The sequence below is a fragment of the Pseudomonas sp. LBUM1672 genome (assembly GCF_059695655.1).
Genome location: NZ_CP166781.1, coordinates 875,630 through 897,778 on the forward strand (window position 1 = coordinate 875,630; position 22,149 = coordinate 897,778).

At 57.5% G+C, this 22,149-nt stretch carries 19 protein-coding genes and 3 tRNA genes; 20 read left to right on the forward strand and 2 right to left on the reverse strand.

What is annotated here, in order from left to right; translation table 11 throughout:
- Positions 1 to 54: 54 nt before the first annotated feature.
- The 16 genes from rlmE to ACA053_RS03915 all read left to right on the forward strand — a co-directional run bounded on the left by rlmE (position 55) and on the right by ACA053_RS03915 (position 15,562).
- Entirely contained in the window at positions 55 to 684 is a 630-nt protein-coding gene (gene rlmE / locus ACA053_RS03840; RefSeq protein WP_008005470.1) for a 23S rRNA (uridine(2552)-2'-O)-methyltransferase RlmE, read from the forward strand.
- Positions 685 to 886: 202 nt separating this feature from the next.
- Positions 887 to 2,800, forward strand: a complete 1,914-nt coding sequence (gene ftsH, locus ACA053_RS03845; RefSeq protein WP_109627910.1) for an ATP-dependent zinc metalloprotease FtsH — start codon at positions 887 to 889, stop codon at positions 2,798 to 2,800.
- Positions 2,801 to 2,808: 8 nt separating this feature from the next.
- A complete protein-coding gene (folP, locus tag ACA053_RS03850) occupies positions 2,809 to 3,660 on the forward strand; it encodes a dihydropteroate synthase (protein ID WP_497394589.1) in 852 nt (283 codons plus the stop codon).
- A 16-nt stretch (positions 3,661 to 3,676) separates the two neighbouring features.
- On the forward strand, positions 3,677 to 5,014 hold the full coding sequence (glmM, locus tag ACA053_RS03855) for a phosphoglucosamine mutase (RefSeq protein WP_109627912.1): 1,338 nt from the start codon (positions 3,677 to 3,679) through the stop codon (positions 5,012 to 5,014).
- 66 nt (positions 5,015 to 5,080) lie between these two features.
- Entirely contained in the window at positions 5,081 to 5,836 is a 756-nt protein-coding gene (gene tpiA, locus ACA053_RS03860) for a triose-phosphate isomerase (protein WP_497394590.1), read from the forward strand.
- 4 nt (positions 5,837 to 5,840) lie between these two features.
- Positions 5,841 to 6,224 carry a preprotein translocase subunit SecG gene (gene secG / locus ACA053_RS03865; protein WP_010463489.1) on the forward strand — a complete coding sequence of 128 codons (384 nt, stop codon included), beginning with the start codon at positions 5,841 to 5,843 and terminating at the stop codon, positions 6,222 to 6,224.
- Positions 6,225 to 6,246: 22 nt separating this feature from the next.
- Positions 6,247 to 6,332: transfer RNA gene (locus tag ACA053_RS03870), tRNA-Leu, on the forward strand.
- A 96-nt stretch (positions 6,333 to 6,428) separates the two neighbouring features.
- Positions 6,429 to 6,505, forward strand: a tRNA-Met gene (locus tag ACA053_RS03875).
- Positions 6,506 to 6,643: 138 nt separating this feature from the next.
- Positions 6,644 to 7,102 (forward strand): ribosome maturation factor RimP, encoded by a 459-nt coding sequence (gene rimP, locus ACA053_RS03880; protein WP_010463487.1) that lies wholly within the window; start codon positions 6,644 to 6,646, stop codon positions 7,100 to 7,102.
- 47 nt (positions 7,103 to 7,149) lie between these two features.
- Positions 7,150 to 8,631, forward strand: coding sequence for a transcription termination factor NusA (nusA, locus tag ACA053_RS03885; protein WP_008024459.1), 1,482 nt, complete (start codon positions 7,150 to 7,152; stop codon positions 8,629 to 8,631).
- A 27-nt stretch (positions 8,632 to 8,658) separates the two neighbouring features.
- Positions 8,659 to 11,187 carry a translation initiation factor IF-2 gene (infB, locus tag ACA053_RS03890; protein WP_109627914.1) on the forward strand — a complete coding sequence of 843 codons (2,529 nt, stop codon included), beginning with the start codon at positions 8,659 to 8,661 and terminating at the stop codon, positions 11,185 to 11,187.
- A 159-nt stretch (positions 11,188 to 11,346) separates the two neighbouring features.
- Positions 11,347 to 11,748 carry a 30S ribosome-binding factor RbfA gene (gene rbfA / locus ACA053_RS03895; RefSeq protein WP_007942872.1) on the forward strand — a complete coding sequence of 134 codons (402 nt, stop codon included), beginning with the start codon at positions 11,347 to 11,349 and terminating at the stop codon, positions 11,746 to 11,748.
- A 3-nt stretch (positions 11,749 to 11,751) separates the two neighbouring features.
- Entirely contained in the window at positions 11,752 to 12,669 is a 918-nt protein-coding gene (gene truB / locus ACA053_RS03900) for a tRNA pseudouridine(55) synthase TruB (RefSeq protein ID WP_109627915.1), read from the forward strand.
- A 115-nt stretch (positions 12,670 to 12,784) separates the two neighbouring features.
- Positions 12,785 to 13,054, forward strand: coding sequence for a 30S ribosomal protein S15 (gene rpsO, locus ACA053_RS03905; protein ID WP_003176135.1), 270 nt, complete (start codon positions 12,785 to 12,787; stop codon positions 13,052 to 13,054).
- 195 nt (positions 13,055 to 13,249) lie between these two features.
- Positions 13,250 to 15,355, forward strand: coding sequence for a polyribonucleotide nucleotidyltransferase (pnp, locus tag ACA053_RS03910; protein ID WP_010463478.1), 2,106 nt, complete (start codon positions 13,250 to 13,252; stop codon positions 15,353 to 15,355).
- A gap of 134 nt (positions 15,356 to 15,489) precedes the next feature.
- Positions 15,490 to 15,562: transfer RNA gene (locus ACA053_RS03915), tRNA-Thr, on the forward strand.
- Positions 15,563 to 15,573: 11 nt separating this feature from the next.
- Here ACA053_RS03915 and ACA053_RS03920 read toward each other — a convergent pair.
- Positions 15,574 to 16,611 carry a hypothetical protein gene (locus ACA053_RS03920; protein WP_497394591.1) on the reverse strand — a complete coding sequence of 346 codons (1,038 nt, stop codon included), beginning with the start codon at positions 16,609 to 16,611 and terminating at the stop codon, positions 15,574 to 15,576.
- A 315-nt stretch (positions 16,612 to 16,926) separates the two neighbouring features.
- On the opposite strand from ACA053_RS03920, the gene ACA053_RS03925 reads away from it, so the two are divergent.
- On the forward strand, positions 16,927 to 17,232 hold the full coding sequence (locus ACA053_RS03925) for a DUF6388 family protein (protein WP_497315530.1): 306 nt from the start codon (positions 16,927 to 16,929) through the stop codon (positions 17,230 to 17,232).
- Positions 17,233 to 17,294: 62 nt separating this feature from the next.
- Here ACA053_RS03925 and nadC read toward each other — a convergent pair whose 3' ends face one another.
- Entirely contained in the window at positions 17,295 to 18,143 is an 849-nt protein-coding gene (gene nadC, locus ACA053_RS03930; RefSeq protein WP_497315532.1) for a carboxylating nicotinate-nucleotide diphosphorylase, read from the reverse strand.
- 284 nt (positions 18,144 to 18,427) lie between these two features.
- On the opposite strand from nadC, the gene ACA053_RS03935 reads away from it, so the two are divergent.
- The 3 genes from ACA053_RS03935 to ampE all read left to right on the forward strand — a co-directional run bounded on the left by ACA053_RS03935 (position 18,428) and on the right by ampE (position 22,108).
- Positions 18,428 to 20,635 carry a DUF1631 domain-containing protein gene (locus ACA053_RS03935; RefSeq protein WP_497394592.1) on the forward strand — a complete coding sequence of 736 codons (2,208 nt, stop codon included), beginning with the start codon at positions 18,428 to 18,430 and terminating at the stop codon, positions 20,633 to 20,635.
- A gap of 64 nt (positions 20,636 to 20,699) precedes the next feature.
- Positions 20,700 to 21,275: a 1,6-anhydro-N-acetylmuramyl-L-alanine amidase AmpD gene (ampD, locus tag ACA053_RS03940; protein WP_109627919.1), complete on the forward strand. Its 576-nt coding sequence runs from the start codon at positions 20,700 to 20,702 to the stop codon at positions 21,273 to 21,275.
- Positions 21,272 to 22,108, forward strand: a complete 837-nt coding sequence (ampE, locus tag ACA053_RS03945; RefSeq protein ID WP_497394593.1) for a regulatory signaling modulator protein AmpE — start codon at positions 21,272 to 21,274, stop codon at positions 22,106 to 22,108. Before ampD ends, ampE begins: the two co-directional genes overlap by 4 nt.
- The last annotated feature ends 41 nt before the right edge of the window (positions 22,109 to 22,149 follow it).

The following is a 22,149-nucleotide window of genomic DNA, read 5'->3' on the forward strand; positions in this document are numbered from 1 at the left end:
GCGAGTCCCGGACCGCCCAGTTAATCACGACCCGTTTTATTTTCGAGGTGGCCCGTGGCCCGTTCCAAGACAAGCCTTAAATGGCTGCAAAGACATGTCAATGATCCCTATGTGAAGCAGGCGCAGAAGGATGGTTATCGTTCGCGTGCGAGTTACAAGCTTCTGGAGGTCCAGGAGAAATACAAACTGATCCGTCCGGGTATGAGCGTTGTCGATCTGGGAGCGGCGCCCGGCGGCTGGTCGCAGGTCACTAGTCGGCTGATCGGTGGTCAGGGGCGTCTAATCGCCTCGGACATCCTGGAAATGGACAGCATTCCGGACGTGACTTTCATCCAGGGTGACTTCACCCAGGACGAAGTGCTCGCTCAGATCCTCGAAGCCGTGGGTAATTCGCAGGTGGACCTTGTGATTTCCGATATGGCCCCCAATATGAGTGGTACGCCTGAGGTGGACATGCCAAAGGCCATGTTTCTATGTGAGCTGGCTCTTGATCTGGCGGCTCGGATACTCAAGCCGGGTGGTAATTTCGTGATCAAGGTGTTTCAGGGCGAAGGGTTTGATGCTTACGTGAAGGACGCTCGTCAGAAATTCGACAAGGTCCAGATGATCAAGCCGGACTCTTCCCGTGGCAGTTCCCGCGAGCAATACATGCTGGCTTGGGGCTACCGCGGCCGTAGTGAGTAAATCGAGGTTTTTTTGCGGGTCGATAGGTTTTTCGTATTTCGCCCCGTGAGCATTAGCGAATATTGTGTAGAAAGTGTTTCACAAAGGGTTACAGACGGCGCCTGCCAGAGTCGTAGGTAATGTAGTAAGTTAGGCCGGTGAATATCATGCGAAGCGCGCGCCATTAGCGGAGCTTGCTTCAGAGGGTAGTTAATTGAACGATATGGCAAAGAATCTGATCCTGTGGTTGATCATCGCGGCTGTCCTGGTGACAGTGATGAACAACTTCTCCAGCCCTAACGAGCCGCAGACCCTCAACTATTCCGACTTCATCCAGCAGGTCAAGGATGGCAAGGTCGAGCGCGTAGCGGTTGACGGCTATGTGATTACCGGCAAACGCAACGATGGCGACAGCTTCAAGACCATTCGTCCTGCCATCCAGGATAACGGTCTGATCGGCGACCTCGTGGATAACCACGTTGTGGTCGAAGGCAAGCAGCCTGAGCAGCAAAGCATCTGGACTCAACTCCTCGTTGCAAGCTTCCCGATCCTGGTGATCATCGCCGTGTTCATGTTCTTCATGCGGCAGATGCAGGGCGGTGCAGGCGGCAAGGGCGGGCCGATGAGCTTCGGCAAGAGCAAGGCGCGCCTGCTCTCCGAAGATCAGGTGAAAACCACCTTGGGTGACGTTGCCGGTTGCGACGAAGCCAAGGAAGAAGTGGGTGAGCTGGTCGAGTTCCTGCGTGATCCGGGCAAGTTCCAGCGCCTGGGCGGCCGCATTCCACGCGGCGTGCTGATGGTGGGGCCTCCGGGTACCGGTAAAACCTTGCTGGCCAAGGCGATTGCCGGCGAAGCCAAAGTGCCGTTCTTTACCATTTCCGGTTCCGATTTCGTCGAGATGTTCGTCGGTGTCGGTGCCAGTCGTGTTCGCGACATGTTCGAGCAGGCTAAGAAACACGCGCCATGCATCATCTTCATCGATGAAATCGACGCCGTCGGTCGCCACCGTGGCGCCGGCATGGGTGGCGGTCACGACGAGCGCGAGCAGACGCTCAACCAATTGCTGGTTGAGATGGATGGCTTTGAAATGAATGACGGCATCATCGTCATCGCCGCAACCAACCGTCCTGACGTACTGGATCCTGCGTTGCTGCGTCCAGGCCGTTTCGACCGTCAGGTTGTGGTCGGGCTGCCGGATATTCGTGGTCGTGAACAGATTCTCAAGGTTCACATGCGCAAAGTGCCAATGGGTGACGACGTCGCTCCTGCAGTGATCGCACGTGGTACCCCTGGTTTCTCCGGTGCGGACCTGGCTAACCTGGTGAACGAAGCTTCATTGTTCGCAGCCCGTACCGGCAAGCGCATCGTCGAAATGAAAGAATTCGAGCTGGCCAAGGACAAGATCATGATGGGCGCTGAGCGCAAATCCATGGTCATGTCCGAAAAAGAGAAACAGAACACCGCTTATCACGAAGCAGGCCACGCTATCGTCGGTCGTGTCGTGCCAGAGCATGATCCGGTCTACAAGGTGTCGATTATCCCGCGTGGTCGTGCGCTGGGTGTGACCATGTTCCTGCCGGAAGAAGATCGCTACAGCCTGTCCAAGCGTGCACTGATCAGCCAGATCTGCTCGCTGTACGGTGGCCGTATCGCTGAAGAAATGACCTTGGGCTTCGACGGTGTTACCACCGGCGCGTCCAACGACATCATGCGCGCCAGCCAGATTGCGCGGAACATGGTGACCAAGTGGGGGCTGTCGGAAAAACTCGGTCCGTTGATGTATGCCGAAGAAGAGGGCGAAGTGTTCCTCGGTCGCGGCGGCGGTGGTCAGGGTGCGAGCTTCTCCGGTGAGACAGCCAAGCTGATCGACTCCGAAGTGCGCAGCATCATTGACCAGTGCTACGGCACGGCCAAACAGATCCTCACGGATAACCGTGACAAGCTCGACGCCATGGCTGACGCCTTGATGAAATACGAGACGATCGATGCCGATCAGATCGATGACATCATGGCCGGTCGTACGCCTCGCGAACCACGCGATTGGTCGGGCGGTGGCACCGGTACTTCCGGGACACCTCCGGTGGTGCAGGATGAGCGTCCGGAAACACCGATCGGCGGTCCGGCTGCTGACGTCTAAGGTTTGAAATGACTTCTGTTCAGTCCTCAACCCGGTTGCCTTGCGGCAACCGGGTTCTTGATTTGGCCCAGACGCATGTCATGGGCATTCTCAATGTCACTCCCGATTCCTTTTCTGATGGCGGCCGATACAGCCAGCTCGATGCGGCCTTGCGCCACGCCGAGTCGATGGTTGCGGCGGGCGCCACGCTGATAGATGTCGGTGGCGAATCGACGCGGCCCGGAGCAAGGGCGGTTTCGCCTCTTGAGGAGCTGGAGCGCGTAGCGCCTATCGTTGAACGCATCAGTCGCGAGTTGGATGTCATTATTTCGGTCGATACTTCCACTCCCGCAGTCATGCGCGAAACCGCACGGCTCGGGGCGGGTTTGATCAATGATGTGCGCTCGCTACGTCGAGACGGTGCTCTGGATGCGGCAGCCGCCACCGGATTGCCGGTGTGTCTGATGCATATGCTCGGTGAACCGGGTGACATGCAGGATAATCCGCACTACGGGGACGTGACCAAAGAGGTCGGCGAGTTTCTCTCTGAGCGCATGGCCCAATGTGCGTTAGCGGGAATTCCGGCCGAGCGGATTATTCTTGATCCTGGCTTTGGATTCGCGAAAACCTTGCAGCACAATCTAAGCTTGTTCAAACATATGGAAGCCCTGCATCTCTTGGGGCGGCCCCTCTTGGTCGGGGTTTCGCGAAAGAGCATGATAGGTCAGGCCTTGAATCGCCCGGTTGGAGAACGCCTGTTTGGCGGTCTGGCGCTCGCGGCGCTGGCTTCGGCCAAGGGTGCGCGTATATTGCGCGTCCATGATGTAGCCGAAACAGTGGACGTGGTGCGGATGATCGCCGCAGTGGAATCAGCCGAATAAGAATGATGGAGCACTTATGAGCAAAAAATATTTTGGCACCGACGGTATTCGTGGTCGGGTCGGCGAATACCCGATTACTCCTGATTTCATGCTCAAGCTTGGTTGGGCCGCAGGCATGGCGTTCCGAAAAATGGGCGCCTGCAAGGTGTTGGTTGGCAAGGACACCCGGATTTCCGGTTACATGTTCGAGTCCGCGCTCGAGGCCGGGCTGACGTCGGCAGGTGCTGACGTGATGCTGTTGGGCCCGATGCCGACGCCGGCGATCGCCTACCTGACGCGCACCTTTCATGCTGAAGCCGGTATCGTGATCAGTGCCTCGCACAATCCTCACGACGACAACGGCATCAAGTTCTTTTCCGGAAAGGGCACCAAGCTGCCGGACGAAGTCGAACTGATGATCGAAGAGTTGCTCGACACCCCGATGACCGTCGTTGAGTCGAGCAAGATAGGTAAAGTGTCGCGAATCAACGACGCCTCTGGCCGCTATATCGAATTTTGCAAGAGCAGCGTACCGACCGGTACCAACTTCTCTGGCCTGAAGATAGTGATCGACTGCGCTCATGGCGCGACCTACAAGGTTGCACCTAGCGTTTTCCGCGAGCTGGGTGCCGAAGTCGTTGTGCTTTCCGCCCAGCCTGACGGCCTGAACATCAATGACAATTGTGGTTCGACCCATATGGGCCCATTGCAGGCTGCCGTATTGGCCGAGCACGCCGATCTGGGTATTGGCTTCGATGGTGACGGTGATCGCGTCCTGATGGTCGATCACACTGGCGCCATTGTTGATGGTGACGAGCTGCTGTACATCATTGCCCGCGATCTGCATGAGCGCGACAAACTGCAAGGCGGTGTGGTCGGCACATTGATGAGTAACCTGGGGCTGGAATTGGCTCTGGCGGATCTATCGATTCCTTTTGTGCGTGCCAACGTCGGCGACCGTTATGTGATCGCCGACCTGCTGGAGCGCAACTGGTTGGTAGGTGGTGAGAACTCGGGTCATATCGTCTGCTTCAATCACACCACCACAGGTGATGCGATCATCGCTGCACTCCAGGTGCTGATGGCGCTGAAGACTCGTTCCGAAGGTCTGGCGCAGGCTCGTCAAGCGTTGCGCAAGTGCCCTCAGGTGCTGATCAATGTCCGTTTCGGCGGTGGTGCGAGTCCGCTCGACCATCCGGCAGTCAAGGAAGCCAGCGCCCGTGTCACCGAGGCTATGGCTGGTCGTGGGCGCGTGCTGTTGCGCAAGTCCGGGACAGAGCCACTGGTGCGGGTGATGGTTGAAGGCGAGGACGAAACACAGGTTCGCGGTTACGCCGAAGAGCTGGCAAAACTGGTTACTGAAGTTTCTGCCTGAATTCGGCTTGCCAGCCATGATTGTGTTGGGTAACATCTGCGCCCACTTTGACCGACGAGGTACAGCATGCGTCGCCCTATGGTAGCTGGTAACTGGAAGATGCACGGTACCCGCGCCAGCGTCGCTGAGCTGATCAATGGCCTTCGTCATCTGGCCTTGCCGAGCGGTGTTGATGTAGCGGTATTCCCGCCTTTCTTGCATATCAATCAAGTGATTGATGGTTTGGACGGTAAGTCGATTTCGATCGGCGCGCAGAACTCTGCGGTGGAATCCATGCAAGGCGCTTTGACCGGTGAAGTTGCACCGAGTCAGTTGGTGGATGCAGGTTGTTCCCTGGTTCTTGTCGGGCACTCCGAACGCCGCCAGATTATGGGCGAGCAGGACGGTGTGCTGATTCGCAAGTTCGCGGCGGCACAGGCATGTGGCTTGATTCCGGTGTTGTGCATAGGGGAAACCCTTGAGCAGCGCGAAGCCGGGAAAACTCTTGAGGTTGTCGGGCGTCAGCTAGGCAGTATCATAGAAGAGCTGGGTGTCGGTGCCTTTGCAAATGCAGTGATTGCTTACGAGCCGGTCTGGGCCATTGGCACCGGGCTGACTGCTTCGCCGCAACAAGCGCAGGATGTGCATGCAGCCATCCGCGCTCAGTTGGCGGCAGAGAATTCTGAAGTCGCACAAGGTGTGCGGCTTCTATACGGCGGCAGCGTGAAGGCGGCCAATGCGGTCGAACTGTTCGGCATGCCGGATATCGATGGGGGGCTCATTGGTGGAGCTTCCCTGAATGCAGATGAGTTCGGTGCGATCTGTCGCGCCGCGGGAAACTGAAAAAATGCTGGAAACAGTCGTAGTCGTTTTTCATCTGCTGGGTGCATTGGGCGTAGTTGCTCTGGTATTGCTGCAGCAGGGTAAAGGTGCGGATGCTGGCGCGTCTTTCGGAGCAGGTGCTTCAAATACTGTGTTCGGAAGCCAAGGTTCCTCTACCTTTCTTAGTAAGTTTACTGCTATACTTGCCGCCGGTTTCTTCATAACCAGCTTGGGGTTAGGTTACTTTGCTAAAGAGAAAGCTCAACAGCTGACTCAGGTAGGTTTGCCAAACCCGGCAGTGTTGGAAGTTCCAAAGCAACAACCGGCTTCTGATGATGTACCGGTGCTTCAAGAGCAAAAGTCGGCTACTCCAGCGACTGACGTGCCTCCAGCTCAAGAGCAAAAGTAAGAAGGGTTTCAAACGTAGTATTGCCGAGGTGGTGGAATTGGTAGACACGCAACCTTGAGGTGGTTGTGCCCATAGGGTGTAGGGGTTCGAGTCCCCTTCTCGGTACCAATTATCAGGAGAGCCCGCTGTTGCGGGCTTTCTTGTAGGTGGAAGGTTACATTGACCCTGTCAGGGATCGGTCGTATACTTCCGCCCCAGCTTTGTCGCGGGGTGGAGCAGTCTGGTAGCTCGTCGGGCTCATAACCCGAAGGTCGTCGGTTCAAATCCGGCCCCCGCAACCAGTTTAAGGAGCCCCTTTTAAGGGGCTTTTTGTTAGCTGGACACTTTCTACGCCGCTGTTCGACGGCGTTTCAAGGATGGGCGTTTCGCCCATTTTTTTATTTTGCATAGCATGCACATACATGCACGAGGGGGTTCAGGTGTCGAGCAAGCTAGAAGAGTTGCAGGCCTTGTTGGCCCCGGTGGTCGTGGCCCTGGGCTATGAATGCTGGGGTATTGAGTTTTCGGCTCAAGGTCGCCACTCAATGTTGCGCGTTTATATTGATAAAGAGGGCGGTGTGCTGGTGGACGATTGTGCCATCGTCAGCCGTCAGATCAGCGGTGTCCTGGATGTTGAAGATCCAATCGCCGTTGAATACACCCTTGAAGTTTCCTCGCCTGGCATGGAACGCCCACTGTTCACTATTGAGCAGTTTGCAAAATTTGCCGGTGAACAAGTGAAGATCAAGCTGCGCTCGCCTTTTGAAGGACGACGCAACTTTCAGGGCCTTCTGCGCGGTGTAGAAGAGCAGGACGTCGTGGTGCAGGTAGAAGACCATGAGTTCCTGTTGCCGATCGATATGATCGACAAGGCCAACATTATTCCCAGTTTTGACTGAGACGCGGATCCCGCGGATCCAATGGCTTGCGAAAGGCGAGGCGTACGATGAGCAAAGAAGTACTGCTGGTTGTTGAGTCGGTATCCAATGAAAAGGGCGTACCGGCAAACGTAATTTTTGAAGCGCTGGAGCTGGCTCTGGCCACTGCTACCAAAAAGCGTTTCGAGGACGAAGTCGATCTGCGTGTGGAAATCAATCGCCACACCGGTGCTTACGAGACCTTCCGTCGCTGGACGGTCGTCGAAGAAGCAGACCTGGATGATCCGGCCATCGAAACCTGGCCGAGCAAGGTTGCGGAAACGCACCCGGGTGCCCAGGTAGGTGATGTAGTCGAAGAGAAAATCGAATCCATCGAGTTCGGCCGCATTGCTGCACAGACTGCCAAGCAAGTCATCGTGCAGAAAGTTCGCGAAGCCGAGCGCGCTCAAGTCGTTGATGCCTATCGCGAGCGCCTGGGGGAAATCATCTCCGGCACCGTGAAGAAAGTCACCCGCGACAACGTGATCGTCGACCTGGGCAACAACGCTGAAGCGTTGCTGGCTCGTGAAGACATCATTTCTCGCGAAACCTTCCGGGTTGGCGTGCGTTTGCGTGCGCTGCTCAAGGAAATCCGCACCGAGAACCGCGGCCCGCAGCTGATCCTGTCGCGTACCGCGCCGGAAATGCTGATCGAGTTGTTCCGCATCGAAGTGCCGGAAATCGCTGAAGGCCTGATCGAAGTAATGGCTGCGTCCCGTGATCCGGGTTCGCGCGCCAAGATCGCGGTCCGCTCGAAAGACAAACGCATCGACCCGCAAGGCGCTTGCATCGGTATGCGCGGTTCGCGCGTCCAGGCAGTGTCGGGTGAGTTGGGCGGTGAGCGTGTTGATATCGTCCTGTGGGACGACAACCCGGCTCAGTTCGTAATCAACGCCATGTCCCCGGCTGAGGTTGCGGCAATTATCGTTGACGAAGATGCCCATGCAATGGACATCGCCGTTGGCGCAGACAATCTGGCTCAGGCCATCGGTCGCGGTGGTCAGAACGTGCGTCTGGCTAGCCAATTGACTGGCTGGACCCTGAACGTGATGACCGAATCGGACATCCAGGCTAAGCAGCAAGCAGAAACCGGCGACATCCTGCGCAACTTCATCGACGAGCTGGAAGTCGACGAAGACCTGGCACAGGTGCTGGTAGATGAAGGCTTCACCAGCCTGGAAGAGATTGCCTACGTACCGTTGGAAGAAATGCTCAACATCGACGGCTTTGACGAAGAAACCGTCAACGAGCTTCGCGCTCGCGCCAAGGATCGTTTGTTGACCAAAGCCATCGCTACTGAGGAAAAGCTGGCAGACGCCCATCCGGCCGAAGACCTGCTCTCGCTTGAGGGTATGGACAAGGATCTGGCGATGGAACTGGCGGTGCGCGGCGTAATTACCCGCGAAGACCTGGCCGAGCAGTCTATTGACGATCTGCTCGACATCGACGGCATTGACGATGATCGTGCCGGCAAGTTGATCATGGCCGCCCGAGCCCACTGGTTCGAGTAATTAGGCGCGGCCTGAGGAGAGAAGTGCATGACGCAAGTCACGGTGAAACAACTGGCCGATGAGGTCAAAACACCGGTAGAGCGCCTGTTGCAGCAGATGCGTGAGGCAGGTCTGCCGCACACCGCCGCCGAAGAACATGTGACTGACAGTGAGAAGCAATCTTTGCTGACTCACTTGAAAAGCAGCCACAAGGCGAAAGTGGAAGAACCACGCAAGATCACACTGCAGCGTAAAACCACCAGCACCCTGCGTGTTGCTGGCAGCAAAAGCATCAGTGTTGAAGTCCGTAAAAAGAAAGTTTTCGTACAGCGCAGCCCGGAAGAAATCGAAGCCGAGCGCAAACGCGAACTGGACGAACGTCGCGCAGTAGAAAATGCTGCTCGTCAGAAGGCTGAAGAAGAAGCCAAGCGTCGCGCCGAAGAAGAAGCGCGTCGCCAGCCTGCTGCTGCGCAATCCGCTACTAACGACGCCGTTGCAGCGCCTGCTGCAGTTGCCGAACCAGTACGCGAAAGCGCACCGGTTGTAGCCGCTGCTCCAGCTCCGTCTGCTGACGTTCGCAACAAGCAGAACGAACAGCGCCGTCCGGACAAACCACGTGCCGACGATAACAATCGTCGTGGCAGTGGCGATGGTGAGCGCAAAAACGCTCCACATCGTGCTTCGGTTAAAGAGAAAGCGCCTGCTCCACGTGTTGCGCCACGTACTACCGACGAAGAAAGCGATGGCTTCCGTCGTGGTGGTCGCGGCAAGGCCAAGCTGAAGAAACGCAACGCTCACGGTTTCCAGAACCCAACCGGTCCTGTCGTGCGTGATGTGCAGATCGGCGAGACCATCACTGTTGGCGATCTCGCCCAGCAGATGTCGGTCAAGGCTGCTGAAATCATCAAGTTCATGTTCAAACTGGGTACCCCGGCGACCATCAACCAGGTACTGGATCAGGAAACTGCCCAACTGGTTGCTGAAGAGCTGGGCCACAAAGTGACCCTGGTTAGTGACACTGCCCTGGAAGATTCCCTGGCCGAGTCCCTGAAGTTTGAAGGTGAGTCGTTCTCCCGTGCACCGGTTGTGACCGTAATGGGCCACGTTGACCACGGTAAGACCTCGCTGCTCGACTACATCCGTCGTGCCAAGGTAGCTGCTGGCGAAGCCGGCGGTATCACCCAGCACATCGGTGCGTACCACGTTGAAACTGATCGCGGCATGGTCACTTTCCTCGATACCCCGGGTCACGCTGCGTTTACCGCAATGCGTGCCCGTGGTGCCAAGGCGACTGACATCGTGATCCTGGTAGTTGCAGCGGACGACGGCGTGATGCCGCAGACCATTGAAGCTGTCCAGCACGCCAAGGCCGCCGGTGTTCCACTGGTAGTTGCTGTGAACAAAATCGACAAGCCGGGCGCCGATCTCGATCGCATCCGTAGCGAACTGTCGGTTCACGGCGTGACTTCTGAAGAGTGGGGTGGTGACACCCCGTTCGTATCGGTTTCGGCGAAAGTCGGTACCGGCGTGGACGAGTTGCTCGAAGCTGTTCTGCTGCAAGCCGAAGTTTTGGAACTGAAAGCGACGCCTTCGGCTCCTGGCCGTGGTGTTGTAGTTGAATCGCGTCTCGACAAAGGTCGTGGCCCGGTTGCAACCGTTCTGGTTCAAGACGGTACCCTGCGCCAAGGCGACATGGTGCTGGTCGGTTCGAACTATGGCCGTGTACGTGCCATGCTCGACGAGAACGGCAAGCCAATCAAAGAAGCCGGTCCTTCCATCCCTGTCGAGATCCTCGGCCTGGACGGTACTCCGGACGCTGGCGACGAGATGAGCGTGCTGTCGGACGAGAAGAAAGCCCGTGAAGTGGCTCTGTTCCGTCAAGGCAAGTTCCGCGAAGTCAAACTGGCTCGCGCTCACGCCGGCAAGCTGGAAAACATCTTCGAAAACATGGGCCAGGCAGAGAAGAAGACGCTCAACATCGTCCTCAAATCTGACGTCCGTGGTTCGCTGGAAGCGTTGAACGGTGCCTTGAACGGCCTGGGTAACGACGAAGTGCAAGTGCGTGTTGTCGGTGGCGGTGTCGGTGGTATCACCGAGTCCGACGCTAACCTGGCACTGGCCTCCAATGCTGTACTGTTTGGCTTCAACGTGCGTGCCGATGCTGGCGCTCGCAAGATCGTCGAGCAGGAAGGTCTGGATATGCGTTACTACAACGTGATCTACGACATCATCGAAGACGTCAAGAAAGCCCTCACCGGTATGCTGGGCAGCGATGTTCGCGAGAACATCCTGGGTACCGCTGAAGTGCGTGACGTGTTCCGTTCGCCGAAGTTTGGCGCGATCGCCGGTTGCATGGTTATCGAAGGTGTTGTTCACCGTAACCGTCCAATCCGTGTACTGCGTGAAGACATCGTTATCTTCGAAGGCGAGCTGGAATCTCTGCGCCGCTTCAAGGATGACGCTTCCGAAGTACGTGCCGGCATGGAATGCGGTATCGGCGTGAAGAGCTACAACGACGTCAAAGTCGGTGACAAGATCGAAGTCTTCGAGAAGGTTCAGGTTGCTCGCAGCCTCTAACTCGCGCACTTCAAGGGCCACGCCAAGCCGCCGCATGCAAATGCGCGGCACAGCGTCAGGACTCTAAACGCAACGCCCGGTCTGGCTTTTGTCAGGCCGGGCGTTTGCCGCTTTCAGACCCCTCGGGTTTCACCGTGGGGCAGTAACAGGTAACAAGACATGGCAAAAGAATACAGCCGTACCCAACGTATTGGCGATCAGATGCAGCGTGAGCTGGCACAGCTGATCCGTCGTGAAGTCAAAGACCCGCGCGTCGGCCTGGTCACCATTACAGCTGTTGAAGTCAGCCGTGACGTCGGTCACGCCAAGATCTTCATCACCGTGATGGGGCAGGACAACGCCGAAGACATCGCACAAAGCATCAAGGTGCTCAACTCCGCCGCCGGTTTCCTGCGTATGCAGTTAGCTCGCGAAATGAAGTTGCGCAGCGTTCCTCAGCTGCACTTCCACTACGACGAAAGCGTCGTGCGTGGTGCGCATCTGTCGGCCCTGATCGAGCGTGCGGTGGCTGAAGACAATCAGCACCCGGTAGCGGCTGAACCCGAAGACGCCAAGGAGTAATCGGTGGCTCAGGTCAAACGTATCCGTCGTAACGTCAGCGGTATCATTCTGCTCGACAAGCCGTTGGGGTTTACCTCCAATGCCGCGTTGCAGAAGGTTCGCTGGTTGCTGAACGCCGAGAAGGCCGGTCACACCGGCAGTCTCGATCCGCTGGCCACCGGCGTGTTGCCGTTGTGCTTCGGTGAGGCCACCAAGTTTTCGCAATACTTGCTCGATTCCGACAAGGGTTACGAAACCGTGGCGCAACTGGGCAAGACCACCACCACGGCCGATGCCGAGGGTGAAGTTTTGCAGGAACGCCCGGTGACCGTTGGTCGCGCCGACGTCGAAGCTGTATTGCCGAATTTTCGCGGGCAAATCAGTCAGATACCGCCGATGTACTCGGCGCTCAAGCGTGATGGCCAGCCGCTGTACAAGCTGGCCCGTGCAGGCGAAGTAGTGGAGCGCGAACCGCGTTCTGTTACTATTGCGCGCTTGGAATTGCTGGCCTTTGAGGGTGATACTGCGCGGCTTGCGGTGGATTGCAGCAAAGGCACCTATATTCGCACCCTGGTGGAGGATATCGGTGAGCAACTCGGTTGTGGCGCTTACGTGGCAGAATTGCGACGTACCCAGGCCGGGCCTTTCACGCTGGCGCAGACGGTCACGCTTGAAGAGTTGGAAGCTGTACATGCCGAAGGCGGCAACGAAGCGGTCGACCGCTTCCTGATGCCATCGGACAGCGGCCTGCTGGATTGGCCGCTGTTGCAGTTCTCGGAGCACAGCTCGTTCTACTGGCTTAACGGCCAACCGGTACGAGCCCCGGATGCACCGAAGTTCGGCATGGTACGGGTACAGGATCACAACGGTCGCTTCATCGGTATCGGTGAAGTGAGCGAAGACGGGCGCATCGCGCCGCGTCGACTGATTCGGTCAGAATGACCGGACGAGGGTGGCTGTCAACAGGCACGGTCACTACTCATTTTTAGATACAGGGATTTGTCCCTGGCCTGTTGAAACCGTCCTCTGGATGGTTTCCTGATAAAAGGATTGCCTCATGGCTCTCGACGTTCAAGAAAAAGCTCAAATCGTAGCTGACTACCAGCAAGCTGTTGGTGACACTGGTTCGCCAGAAGTGCAAGTTGCACTGCTGACCCACAACATCAACAAGCTGCAAGGTCACTTCAAGGCCAACGGTAAAGATCACCACTCCCGTCGTGGTCTGATCCGCATGGTAAACCAGCGCCGTAAGCTGCTGGACTACCTGAAAGGCAAGGATCTGGGCCGTTACCAGGCTCTGATCGGTCGCCTGGGTCTGCGTCGCTAATAAGCGATTGCGCTAGAGGTTGGTTGTTTGCTGTGTGTCAGCGGGTTTCCCGCAGGCACATGGCAGGCTCCCAGCCTCAAGTTTTATCTGGATAGTCGTTTTACCCTGGACAGGCGTTGGGCCGATTCCCGACATTGCCCAAGAATTTCGCAAGAAGACAAGTTCCCCAAGAGCCACAAAAGAAGGTAGGACACCGTGAACCCGGTAATCAAAAAATTCCAGTTCGGTCAGTCGACCGTTACCCTCGAGACTGGCCGTATCGCCCGTCAGGCCTCCGGCGCAGTATTGGTCACCGTTGACGATGACGTCAGCGTATTGGTGACTGTGGTCGGCGCCAAGCAAGCCGATCCAGGCAAGGGCTTCTTCCCTCTGTCCGTTCACTACCAGGAAAAGACTTACGCTGCCGGTAAGATCCCTGGCGGTTTCTTCAAGCGTGAAGGCCGTCCTTCCGAGAAAGAAACCCTGACTTCCCGACTGATCGACCGTCCGATCCGTCCGCTGTTCCCAGAAGGCTTCATGAACGAAGTGCAGGTTGTCTGCACCGTCGTTTCCACCAGCAAGAAGACCGATCCGGACATCGCTGCGATGATCGGTACCTCGGCTGCGCTGGCCATCTCCGGCATTCCTTTCGATGGCCCGATCGGCGCTGCCCGCGTTGCGTTCCACGAAAGCACCGGCTACCTGCTGAACCCGACTTACGAACAACAGAAAGCTTCGAGCCTGGACATGGTCGTTGCCGGTACTTCGGAAGCTGTTCTGATGGTTGAATCGGAAGCCAAAGAGCTGACCGAAGACCAGATGCTGGGCGCGGTACTGTTTGCTCACGACGAGTTCCAGGTTGTGATCAACGCCGTGAAAGAACTGGCCGCTGAAGCTGCCAAGCCGACCTGGACCTGGGCTCCACAGCCAGAAGCCACTGCTCTGCTGGGCGCCATCCGTGCCGAGTTCGGCGACGCGATCTCCCAGGCTTACACCATCACCATCAAGGCTGACCGTTACGCTCGTCTGGGCGAACTGAAAGACCAGGTGGTTGCCAAGTTGTCCGGTGAAGAAGGCCAGCCTTCCTCCAGCGAAGTCAAAGCTGCTTTCGGCGAAATCGAATACCGCACCGTTCGCGAAAACATCGTAAACGGCAAGCCGCGTATCGACGGCCGCGACACCAAGACCGTACGTCCGCTGAACATCGAAGTTGGCGTTCTGCCGAAGACTCACGGTTCGGCTCTGTTCACCCGTGGCGAAACCCAGGCTCTGGTCGTTGCAACACTGGGCACCGCCCGTGACGCACAGCTGCTGGACACCCTGGAAGGCGAGAAAAAAGACCCGTTCATGCTGCACTACAACTTCCCTCCGTTCTCGGTAGGTGAGTGTGGTCGCATGGGTGGCGCTGGTCGTCGCGAAATCGGTCACGGCCGTCTGGCTCGTCGTTCGATTGCAGCCATGCTGCCTGCCGCTGACGTGTTCCCGTACACCATCCGTGTTGTATCGGAAATCACCGAATCCAACGGTTCGAGCTCCATGGCTTCGGTCTGCGGCGCTTCTCTGGCACTGATGGACGCCGGCGTTCCGATGAAAGCTCCGGTTGCCGGCATCGCGATGGGTCTGGTTAAAGAAGGCGAGAAATTCGCCGTCCTGACCGACATCCTGGGTGACGAAGACCACCTCGGCGACATGGACTTCAAAGTAGCCGGTACCGCCAAAGGTGTGACCGCGCTGCAGATGGACATCAAGATCAAGGGCATCACCGAAGAAATCATGGAAATCGCTCTGGGCCAAGCCCTGGAAGCGCGCCTGAACATCCTCGGTCAGATGAACCAGATCATTGGCCAGTCGCGTACCGAACTGTCGGAAAACGCTCCGACCATGATCGCGATGAAAATCGACACCGACAAAATCCGTGACGTCATCGGTAAAGGCGGCGCGACCATTCGTGCGATCTGTGAAGAGACCAAGGCTTCGATCGACATCGAAGACGACGGCTCGATCAAGATCTTCGGCGAAACCAAGGAAGCGGCTGAAGCAGCACGTCAGCGCGTTCTGGGCATCACCGCAGAAGCTGAAATCGGCAAGATCTACGTCGGCAAGGTTGAGCGCATCGTCGACTTCGGCGCATTCGTCAACATCCTGCCAGGCAAGGACGGTCTGGTTCACATCTCGATGCTGAGCGATGCTCGCGTTGAAAAAGTGACCGACATCCTGAAAGAAGGCCAGGAAGTGGAAGTTCTGGTACTGGACGTGGACAACCGCGGCCGTATCAAGCTGTCCATCAAAGACGTAGCAGCGGCCAAGGCTTCGGGCGTTTAATCACCCCAGCCTGACCGTTTCGACGTTATAAAAAATGCCCCGCAGTGAAAACTGCGGGGCATTTTTTTATCTGCCATTAACCGAAACGGACTTGCGGTTGCGACTCGTGAAAGCTGTGCTAGGTTTAGCTCACCGCCCGTGTAGCTCAGTTGGTAGAGCAGCGCACTCGTAACGCGAAGGTCGCAGGTTCGATTCCTGTCTCGGGCAAAAATTATCTGTTACTTCACCTTTCTGCTTAAGTCTTCCACGGTGCGTTTGAGCTGATCCAGTTGATTGTCCTGATCGCTGACTTCCCGCTTAAGGCTGGACAGGTCGCTGGAGCTCGAGCTGGAGTTCGAACCGGCGCTGCGCTTGAGGTCTTCCACTTGGCTGGCAAGCCGTTTCAGGTCGTTTTCCTGTTCGTTGACAGTGCGCTTGAGGTCGTTCACTTCGCTGGAGCTGGAGCTTGAACTGGAGTTCGAACCGCTGCTGCGTTTCAGTTCGTCCATCTGACTGGCGAGCTTCTTCAGTCCGCTTTCCTGTTCACTCACCGTACGCTTGAGATCGCTCACTTCGCTGGAGTTAGAACTCGAGCTGGAACTCGGGTTGCTGCTGCGCTTGAGATCGTCCATCTGGCTGGCGAGTTTTTTCAGTCCGTTGTCCTGTTCGCTGACCGTGCGCTTGAGATCGCTGACTTCGCTGGAACTGGAGCTGGAATTCGAGGTGCTATTGCGTTTGAGTTCGTCCACGGCCTTGGCGAGGTTTACCAAACCGGTGTTCTGATCACTGACCGTGCGTTTGAGGTCATTAACTTCGCCGGCGCTGGCGCTGGCGCTGGAACTCGAGCCGCTGCTGCGTTTGAGTTCGTCCATGGCCTTGGCGAGGTTTTTCAGCGCCGTTTCCTGGTCACTGACGGTGCGCTTGAGTTTGTCCACTTCGCTGGCTGTCGAGCTCGAACCGGACACCGTGTTCTTTTTCAACTCTTCGATGAGCCGCGCCTGTGCAGTGACGGTTTTCTTCAGCTCTTCCAGATCAGCCGTACTGGTTTTTACAACTCTTTGTAATGTTTCCACCTCCTCGATACTGACGTCGGATCTGACCATCACGTTTGTGCCGTAATAGTTGTGGAAAACGAGGAATTTATCGGAAGAATTAGCGCTGTCGGGTTTGTATTCCAGACTGGCTTGAGCGGTGTTGGGCAGTGCCAGGCTGCCGAGAAGAAGGGCAGCCATGCCGGTTGCAGACAGGATGGACGAAAGCTTGGAAAAATTGCGCATCACCGGGTTCCTTGTGAAGTGCCTAGATGGCACATCGCTATGACTTTACCTTTTGAACGTTGTTCCCGGGTAGCGACTGGAAATTTTCAGAAAGCCCGATCAAAGGTTTTTTTGTAGATTTGATGTAAAAGTCCATATAAATCGTCGAGCAAACGTCCTATATTCGAACGTTGCACACGTACCACTTTGCAGTTTTCAGATGATCCCCGAATGGTTCTGAAGGCCAGACAAACCGGGCTTCAAACGGTTTTTTGCGTCAGAGAGATCCTTGATGATCCAGATCCATCTTCCATTCCCCAGATCAGCGAGAACGCCATGACCGTTAAAGAATTGACTCAAGAAGCCAGACACGAAGAAGCGCTGAAAAAGTACCTGCTGGATACACCCCAGCTTGCTGAAGAGATCAAGGACCTGCCCGTCGACGATCAGAAAGACCAGATCCAGTGGGCGTTCGAGGATGAGGCGGAATCCCAGGGCTTGCAGCCGTGGGAGCTGACGCTCAAGTACACCTCGACCCCTGAAGAGTTCGAGGCTGCGCGCCTGGTGCTGCACAAGGAGGCGGCCGAGGTGTTGGGCGTCGAGTGGGAAGAATACTGCGAGATGAACAATCTGGTGGTGTGACAAAAACGCCAGCCTCAATGAGGCTGGCGTTTTTTCATTCTCAGAGGCTCAGAGCTCAGAGCTCAGAGGCTCAGACGCATCGACAGGTCGACAGCCTTCACATCCTTGGTCATTGCACCAATCGAAATGTAATCCACCCCGGTTTCGGCGATCGGCAGCAGCGTGCTTTCGTTGATACCGCCGCTGGCTTCCAGTTTTGCCTTGCCGCCGTTGAGGCGCACCGCTTCACGCATGTCCTCCAGGCTCAGCTCATCGAGCATGATGATGTCTGCACCCGCCGCCAGGGCTTCCTTGAGCTCATCCAGGCTTTCCACTTCAATCTCCACCGGCTTGCCCGGGGCGATCTTGTGCGCAGCGTTAATGGCTTCAGGAATGCCACCGCTGGCGGCGATGTGGTTTTCCTTGATCAGGAAGGCGTCGTACAGACCGATGCGGTGGTTGTGGCAACCGCCGCAGGTCACGGCGTACTTCTGCGCCAGACGCAGCCCTGGCAGGGTTTTACGGGTGTCGAGCAGCTTCACCTGAGTCTCGGCGACAAAGTCCGCCAGGTATTGCGCGCGAGTGGCCACGCCCGAGAGCAATTGCAGGAAATTCAGTGCGCAGCGTTCACCGGTCAGCAGTGACCGTGCCGGGCCTTCGAGGTGGAACAGCGCCTGATTGGGATTCACTCGTTCGCCATCGCGCACCTGCCAGTGCACCGCGACCCGTGGATCAAGCTGCCGGAAAACGGCATCGACCCATGCGGTGCCGGCAATGACCGCGGCATCGCGGGTGATGATGGTGGCTTTGGCCAGGCGTTCGGCGGGGATGAGCTGCGCGGTGATGTCGCCGCTGCCGATGTCTTCGAGCAACGCACGGCGCACGTTGGCTTCGATTTCGGCGGTCAAATCGGCGAGACGTAGATTCGGCATAACGGGCTCCACAAACAAAGTGGCCCGATTATAGGGCCATGGCGTGAGGCAACCCAAGGCATCAAAGGCGTTCCCGTCACCCGCACACCTGCATTTGGTCGATTCCCTTGAATCATCGGCCTAAGTCGGCGTCTTTCCTACGCGTCTATTTCAATGTGAAGCGCAGAGTCTGCTGGCACATGGGAGCTCTTTTGCCAGATAATCCGCCTTGCTTTTGACGTCATGGCTTTGACGTGCTCTTGGGTTTACGACTATTCGCAGAATCACCGTTTCAGGAGGCTTGGATGCACAATGACGGGAATGTAGTGCCTTTGCACAAGGCGACTACCGAACAGGCGACGCAATCGCCGCTCGCCCGCCTGCCGGTGATTCTGCTTCAGGTTCGCGACAAGGCCACTCAACAGCTCAGGCACGGTTTACAGGAACTGTTTGATAACGCTGACGACACGCTGTTCGAAATGGCCGATCGCGCCCGCAACGACGTCGAGCAGAACCTCTTCTTCGAAGCCATGCGCGACTTGCGCCTCAAGCGAAAAAGCATCGAGCGCGGTTTTCTCGAACAATTCTTCGAGGCGTTCGTCAGCCTCTCGCAGTACGACAACACGCAAGTCGCCTTGCCACAGGCGTTGACGTTCGATGCCGATGCTCTGCCCAATGACGACCTGGAGCGTAGCGTCGCGGTGGAGGCCATGGTCAGCAAGGTGCTGAATCGCGACGGCTTTGCCCTTGACCAACTGACGGCCCGACTCAGCGCTCTGCTGGGCAAGGCGCTGGACAATCAGCACAACCCGTTGGGACCGGAAAGGCTCTGCGAGTATTTCTTGCAGGCCTGGCGCAACCTGGGGGTGGAGATCAAGGTCAAGTTGATCATCCTCAAGCTGTTCGACCGCTACGTGCTCAGCAGCGCAGATCAGTTGTACGCCGAAGCCAATCAACTGCTCATCGCTACCGGCGTGTTGCCCGAGCTCAAGCCTGCTCCCACGCGGCGAGCCAGCGATCATGCAGCCGCCAGCGCGCATGCCGAACCAATCGAAGTCGGCATCCATTCAGGCGAGACGCCGATCGACGACGGCGTGCAGGAAGTCTTTGCCGCGTTGCAGGAACTGTTGTTGCATGTGCGCGGCAGCGTCGCACCGACCCTCGACGCCAGCACCCAGACCCAACCCATTTCCACCCGCGACCTGTTGCGCCTGCTCTCGCACTTGCAGCAATACGTGCCGGCGCTGGCGACCCAGGACGACTTCGATCTGCGCAATCAGCTCGAACAACTGCTGACCCGGGTCAGCGTCAAAAGCGGCAAATCGCGCGTGGTCGGTGTAGCTGACGAAGACGTGATCAACCTTATTGCGATGCTCTTCGAATGCATCCTTGATGACCGCAACTTGCCGGACTCTCTCAAGGCGCTGATCGGTCGATTGCAGATCCCGATGCTCAAGGTTGCGGTGCTCGACAAGAGCTTCTTTAGCCGCGCCAGCCACCCGGCCCGGCGCCTGCTCAACGAAATCGCCGCTGCCGCAATGGGCTGGGGAGCGTGCGACGACCATGAGCGTGACAGCCTGTACGTGCGCATTGAACAAGTAGTGCAGCGCCTGTTGAACGACTTTGCTGACGATCCGGCGATCTTTTCCGAGTTGCTCGCGGATTTTCTCACGTTCACCAGTGATGAGCGTCGCCGCAGTGAATTGCTGGAGCAGCGCACCCGTGACGCCGAAGAAGGCCGAGCTCGGACCGAACTGGCGCGCCAGCGTGTCGAGCAGGCGCTGAATCAGGCGTTGTTGGGCAAAGTGCTACCCCAAGGAGTAGTGGTTTTCGTCCAGGACGCCTGGGGCAAAGTGCTGTTGTTGACCTGCCTCAAACACGGTGATGCGTCGACGCAATGGCAGGCCGATGTGCAGACCATGGAGCAATTGATCTGGAGCGTGCAGCGCCATGACGAGCCCGATGCCGGCCTGCGTTTGTTGGCGCTGGTGCCCGGATTGCTTAAGGCCTTGCGCGACGGGTTGAGCCGCTCGGCGTTCGATCCGTTCGCCACCAGTGAATTTTTCAGTGAGCTGGAAACCTTGCACGTGCAACTGTTCGAGCGTCCGGGCCAGGCGGTTGCACAGTCCATCGAGCCGCCGGTGATGGTCGAAGTGCTGCAGCACATCGTGCTGCGAACCGCCGACGAGGGCCCGGTAGATGTTGTGTCGGTGCGGTTGCCGGCAGACGATGCCGGATTGCTTCAGGTCGATCGACTGCGTCCGGGCAGTTGGGTCGAGTTCCAGGAAGACGATGAAAACACCCTGCGCTGCAAGCTGGCTGCAATCATAGAAGCCACCGGGAAATACATCTTCGTCGACCGCACCGGCATGAAAGTGCTGGAGCGCAGCCGCACCGGCCTGGCCCTGGAGTTTCGCCGTGGCGCGGTGCGGGCGTTGGACGACACGTTGCTGTTCGACCGGGCGCTGGAATCGGTGCTGGGTAATCTGCGGCGTCTCAATCGCGGCAAGTGATCGCGCCCCGAGGGTCTATCGCGGCATACTGGGCGCCAACACAGTCGTCGTTGAAGGAACCTGTATGCAGTTGGACCCCGCGAGCGGTTGGTGTCAGGGCGTGCGTGTATGCCCATCGCCCAACTTCAATGCGCGCCCCTCGAACGAAATTTCCCTGCTGGTGATCCACAACATCAGCCTGCCGCCAGCGCAGTTTGCCACCGGCAAGGTGCAGGAATTTTTCCAGAATCGTCTGGATGTCACGGAGCATCCCTACTTTGAAGGGATTGTTGACCTGCGGGTGTCTGCGCACTTTCTGATCGAACGTGACGGTACCGTCACTCAGTTTGTCTCTTGTCTGGAGCGCGCCTGGCACGCCGGTGTCTCGAGTTTCGAGGGGCGGGACACCTGTAATGACTTTTCCGTGGGCATCGAGCTTGAAGGCACGGATGATTTGCCTTTTACCGATGCTCAGTATCAAGCGTTGACCAAGCTGACCCGACAGCTGCAAAGCACGTTTACGGCGATCACACCGCAGCGCATCTGTGGGCATAGCGACATCGCACCGGGGCGCAAGACGGACCCGGGACCCGCGTTCGACTGGGCACGCTATCGCGCCGCCCTGGCAAAAGCCGCTTTGGAACAAGAGGAAGGACAATGAGTTTTCTGGTGTTGCTGTTGGCTGTCTGGATCGAGAAGTTCTCGGCCCTGCGCCATCGGGTTCAACGTGACGGCGGTTGGGTGCGTGAGCTGAACAAGCTGGAAGTCAGCCCGCGTCTGATCGATCGGCCATGGCTGATATTGGTGGTGCTGGTGTTGCTGCCGGTGGCGCTGTTGGGTTTGTTGTTGGTGGTGCTGGAACCAGTGGCCTATGGGTTGCTGGCGTTGCCGGTGCACTTGCTGGTGGTGATTTACAGTCTGGGTCGCGGCGATCTGCTGGCCGGCCTTGGGCCGTTTCGTGATGCCTGGCGCCGGGAAGACCTGCAAGCGGCTGCCCATGTGGCGAAGCGCGACCTGGACATCTGCGCCGATAGCGGCGAGCAACTGCTTGAGCGGGTTGAAGGCCATCTGCTGTGGGAGGCTTACCAGAGCTTTTTTGCGGTGATTTTCTGGTACTTCGTGCTGGGCCCGGTCGCCGCCCTTAGCTACCGGCTGCTGGCGCTGGCCGAAGAACACGGGCAGAACCCGGCCGTGGTCGAACGCGCGGTGCAGTTGCGTCACGCGTTTGATTGGGTGCCGGTGCGTCTACTGGCGGCCAGTTTCGCGCTGGTCGGAAACTTTGTGGCGGTCAGCCGGGTGATGTTGCATGAACTGCTGAACTGGGACATCAGCGCCGCTCAGTTGATCGAGAAGGTCGGGCTGGTGGCCGGTGAAATTCCCGCACCGGTCGTCGGACCGGATGGCATCAACAGCCTCGACCGGATCTGGGAGTTACTGCTGCGTGCGGCGGTGCTCTGGTATGCAGGTTTTGCGTTGTGGACCGTGTTGCCGTAGCGCTGAAGTGAACACCATTGTGGCGAGGGGGCTTGCCCCCG

Coding starts and splice junctions, on each gene's coding strand:
- ftsH (WP_109627910.1), top strand. CDS start 887: ATGGCAAAGAATCTGATCCTGTGGTTGATCATCGCGGCTGTCCTGGTG.
- folP (WP_497394589.1), top strand. CDS start 2,809: ATGACTTCTGTTCAGTCCTCAACCCGGTTGCCTTGCGGCAACCGGGTT.
- glmM (WP_109627912.1), top strand. CDS start 3,677: ATGAGCAAAAAATATTTTGGCACCGACGGTATTCGTGGTCGGGTCGGC.
- tpiA (WP_497394590.1), top strand. CDS start 5,081: ATGCGTCGCCCTATGGTAGCTGGTAACTGGAAGATGCACGGTACCCGC.
- secG (WP_010463489.1), top strand. CDS start 5,841: ATGCTGGAAACAGTCGTAGTCGTTTTTCATCTGCTGGGTGCATTGGGC.
- nusA (WP_008024459.1), top strand. CDS start 7,150: ATGAGCAAAGAAGTACTGCTGGTTGTTGAGTCGGTATCCAATGAAAAG.
- infB (WP_109627914.1), top strand. CDS start 8,659: ATGACGCAAGTCACGGTGAAACAACTGGCCGATGAGGTCAAAACACCG.
- rbfA (WP_007942872.1), top strand. CDS start 11,347: ATGGCAAAAGAATACAGCCGTACCCAACGTATTGGCGATCAGATGCAG.
- rpsO (WP_003176135.1), top strand. CDS start 12,785: ATGGCTCTCGACGTTCAAGAAAAAGCTCAAATCGTAGCTGACTACCAG.
- ACA053_RS03920 (WP_497394591.1), bottom strand. CDS start 16,611: ATGCGCAATTTTTCCAAGCTTTCGTCCATCCTGTCTGCAACCGGCATG.
- ACA053_RS03925 (WP_497315530.1), top strand. CDS start 16,927: ATGACCGTTAAAGAATTGACTCAAGAAGCCAGACACGAAGAAGCGCTG.
- nadC (WP_497315532.1), bottom strand. CDS start 18,143: ATGCCGAATCTACGTCTCGCCGATTTGACCGCCGAAATCGAAGCCAAC.
- ACA053_RS03935 (WP_497394592.1), top strand. CDS start 18,428: ATGCACAATGACGGGAATGTAGTGCCTTTGCACAAGGCGACTACCGAA.
- ampD (WP_109627919.1), top strand. CDS start 20,700: ATGCAGTTGGACCCCGCGAGCGGTTGGTGTCAGGGCGTGCGTGTATGC.
- ampE (WP_497394593.1), top strand. CDS start 21,272: ATGAGTTTTCTGGTGTTGCTGTTGGCTGTCTGGATCGAGAAGTTCTCG.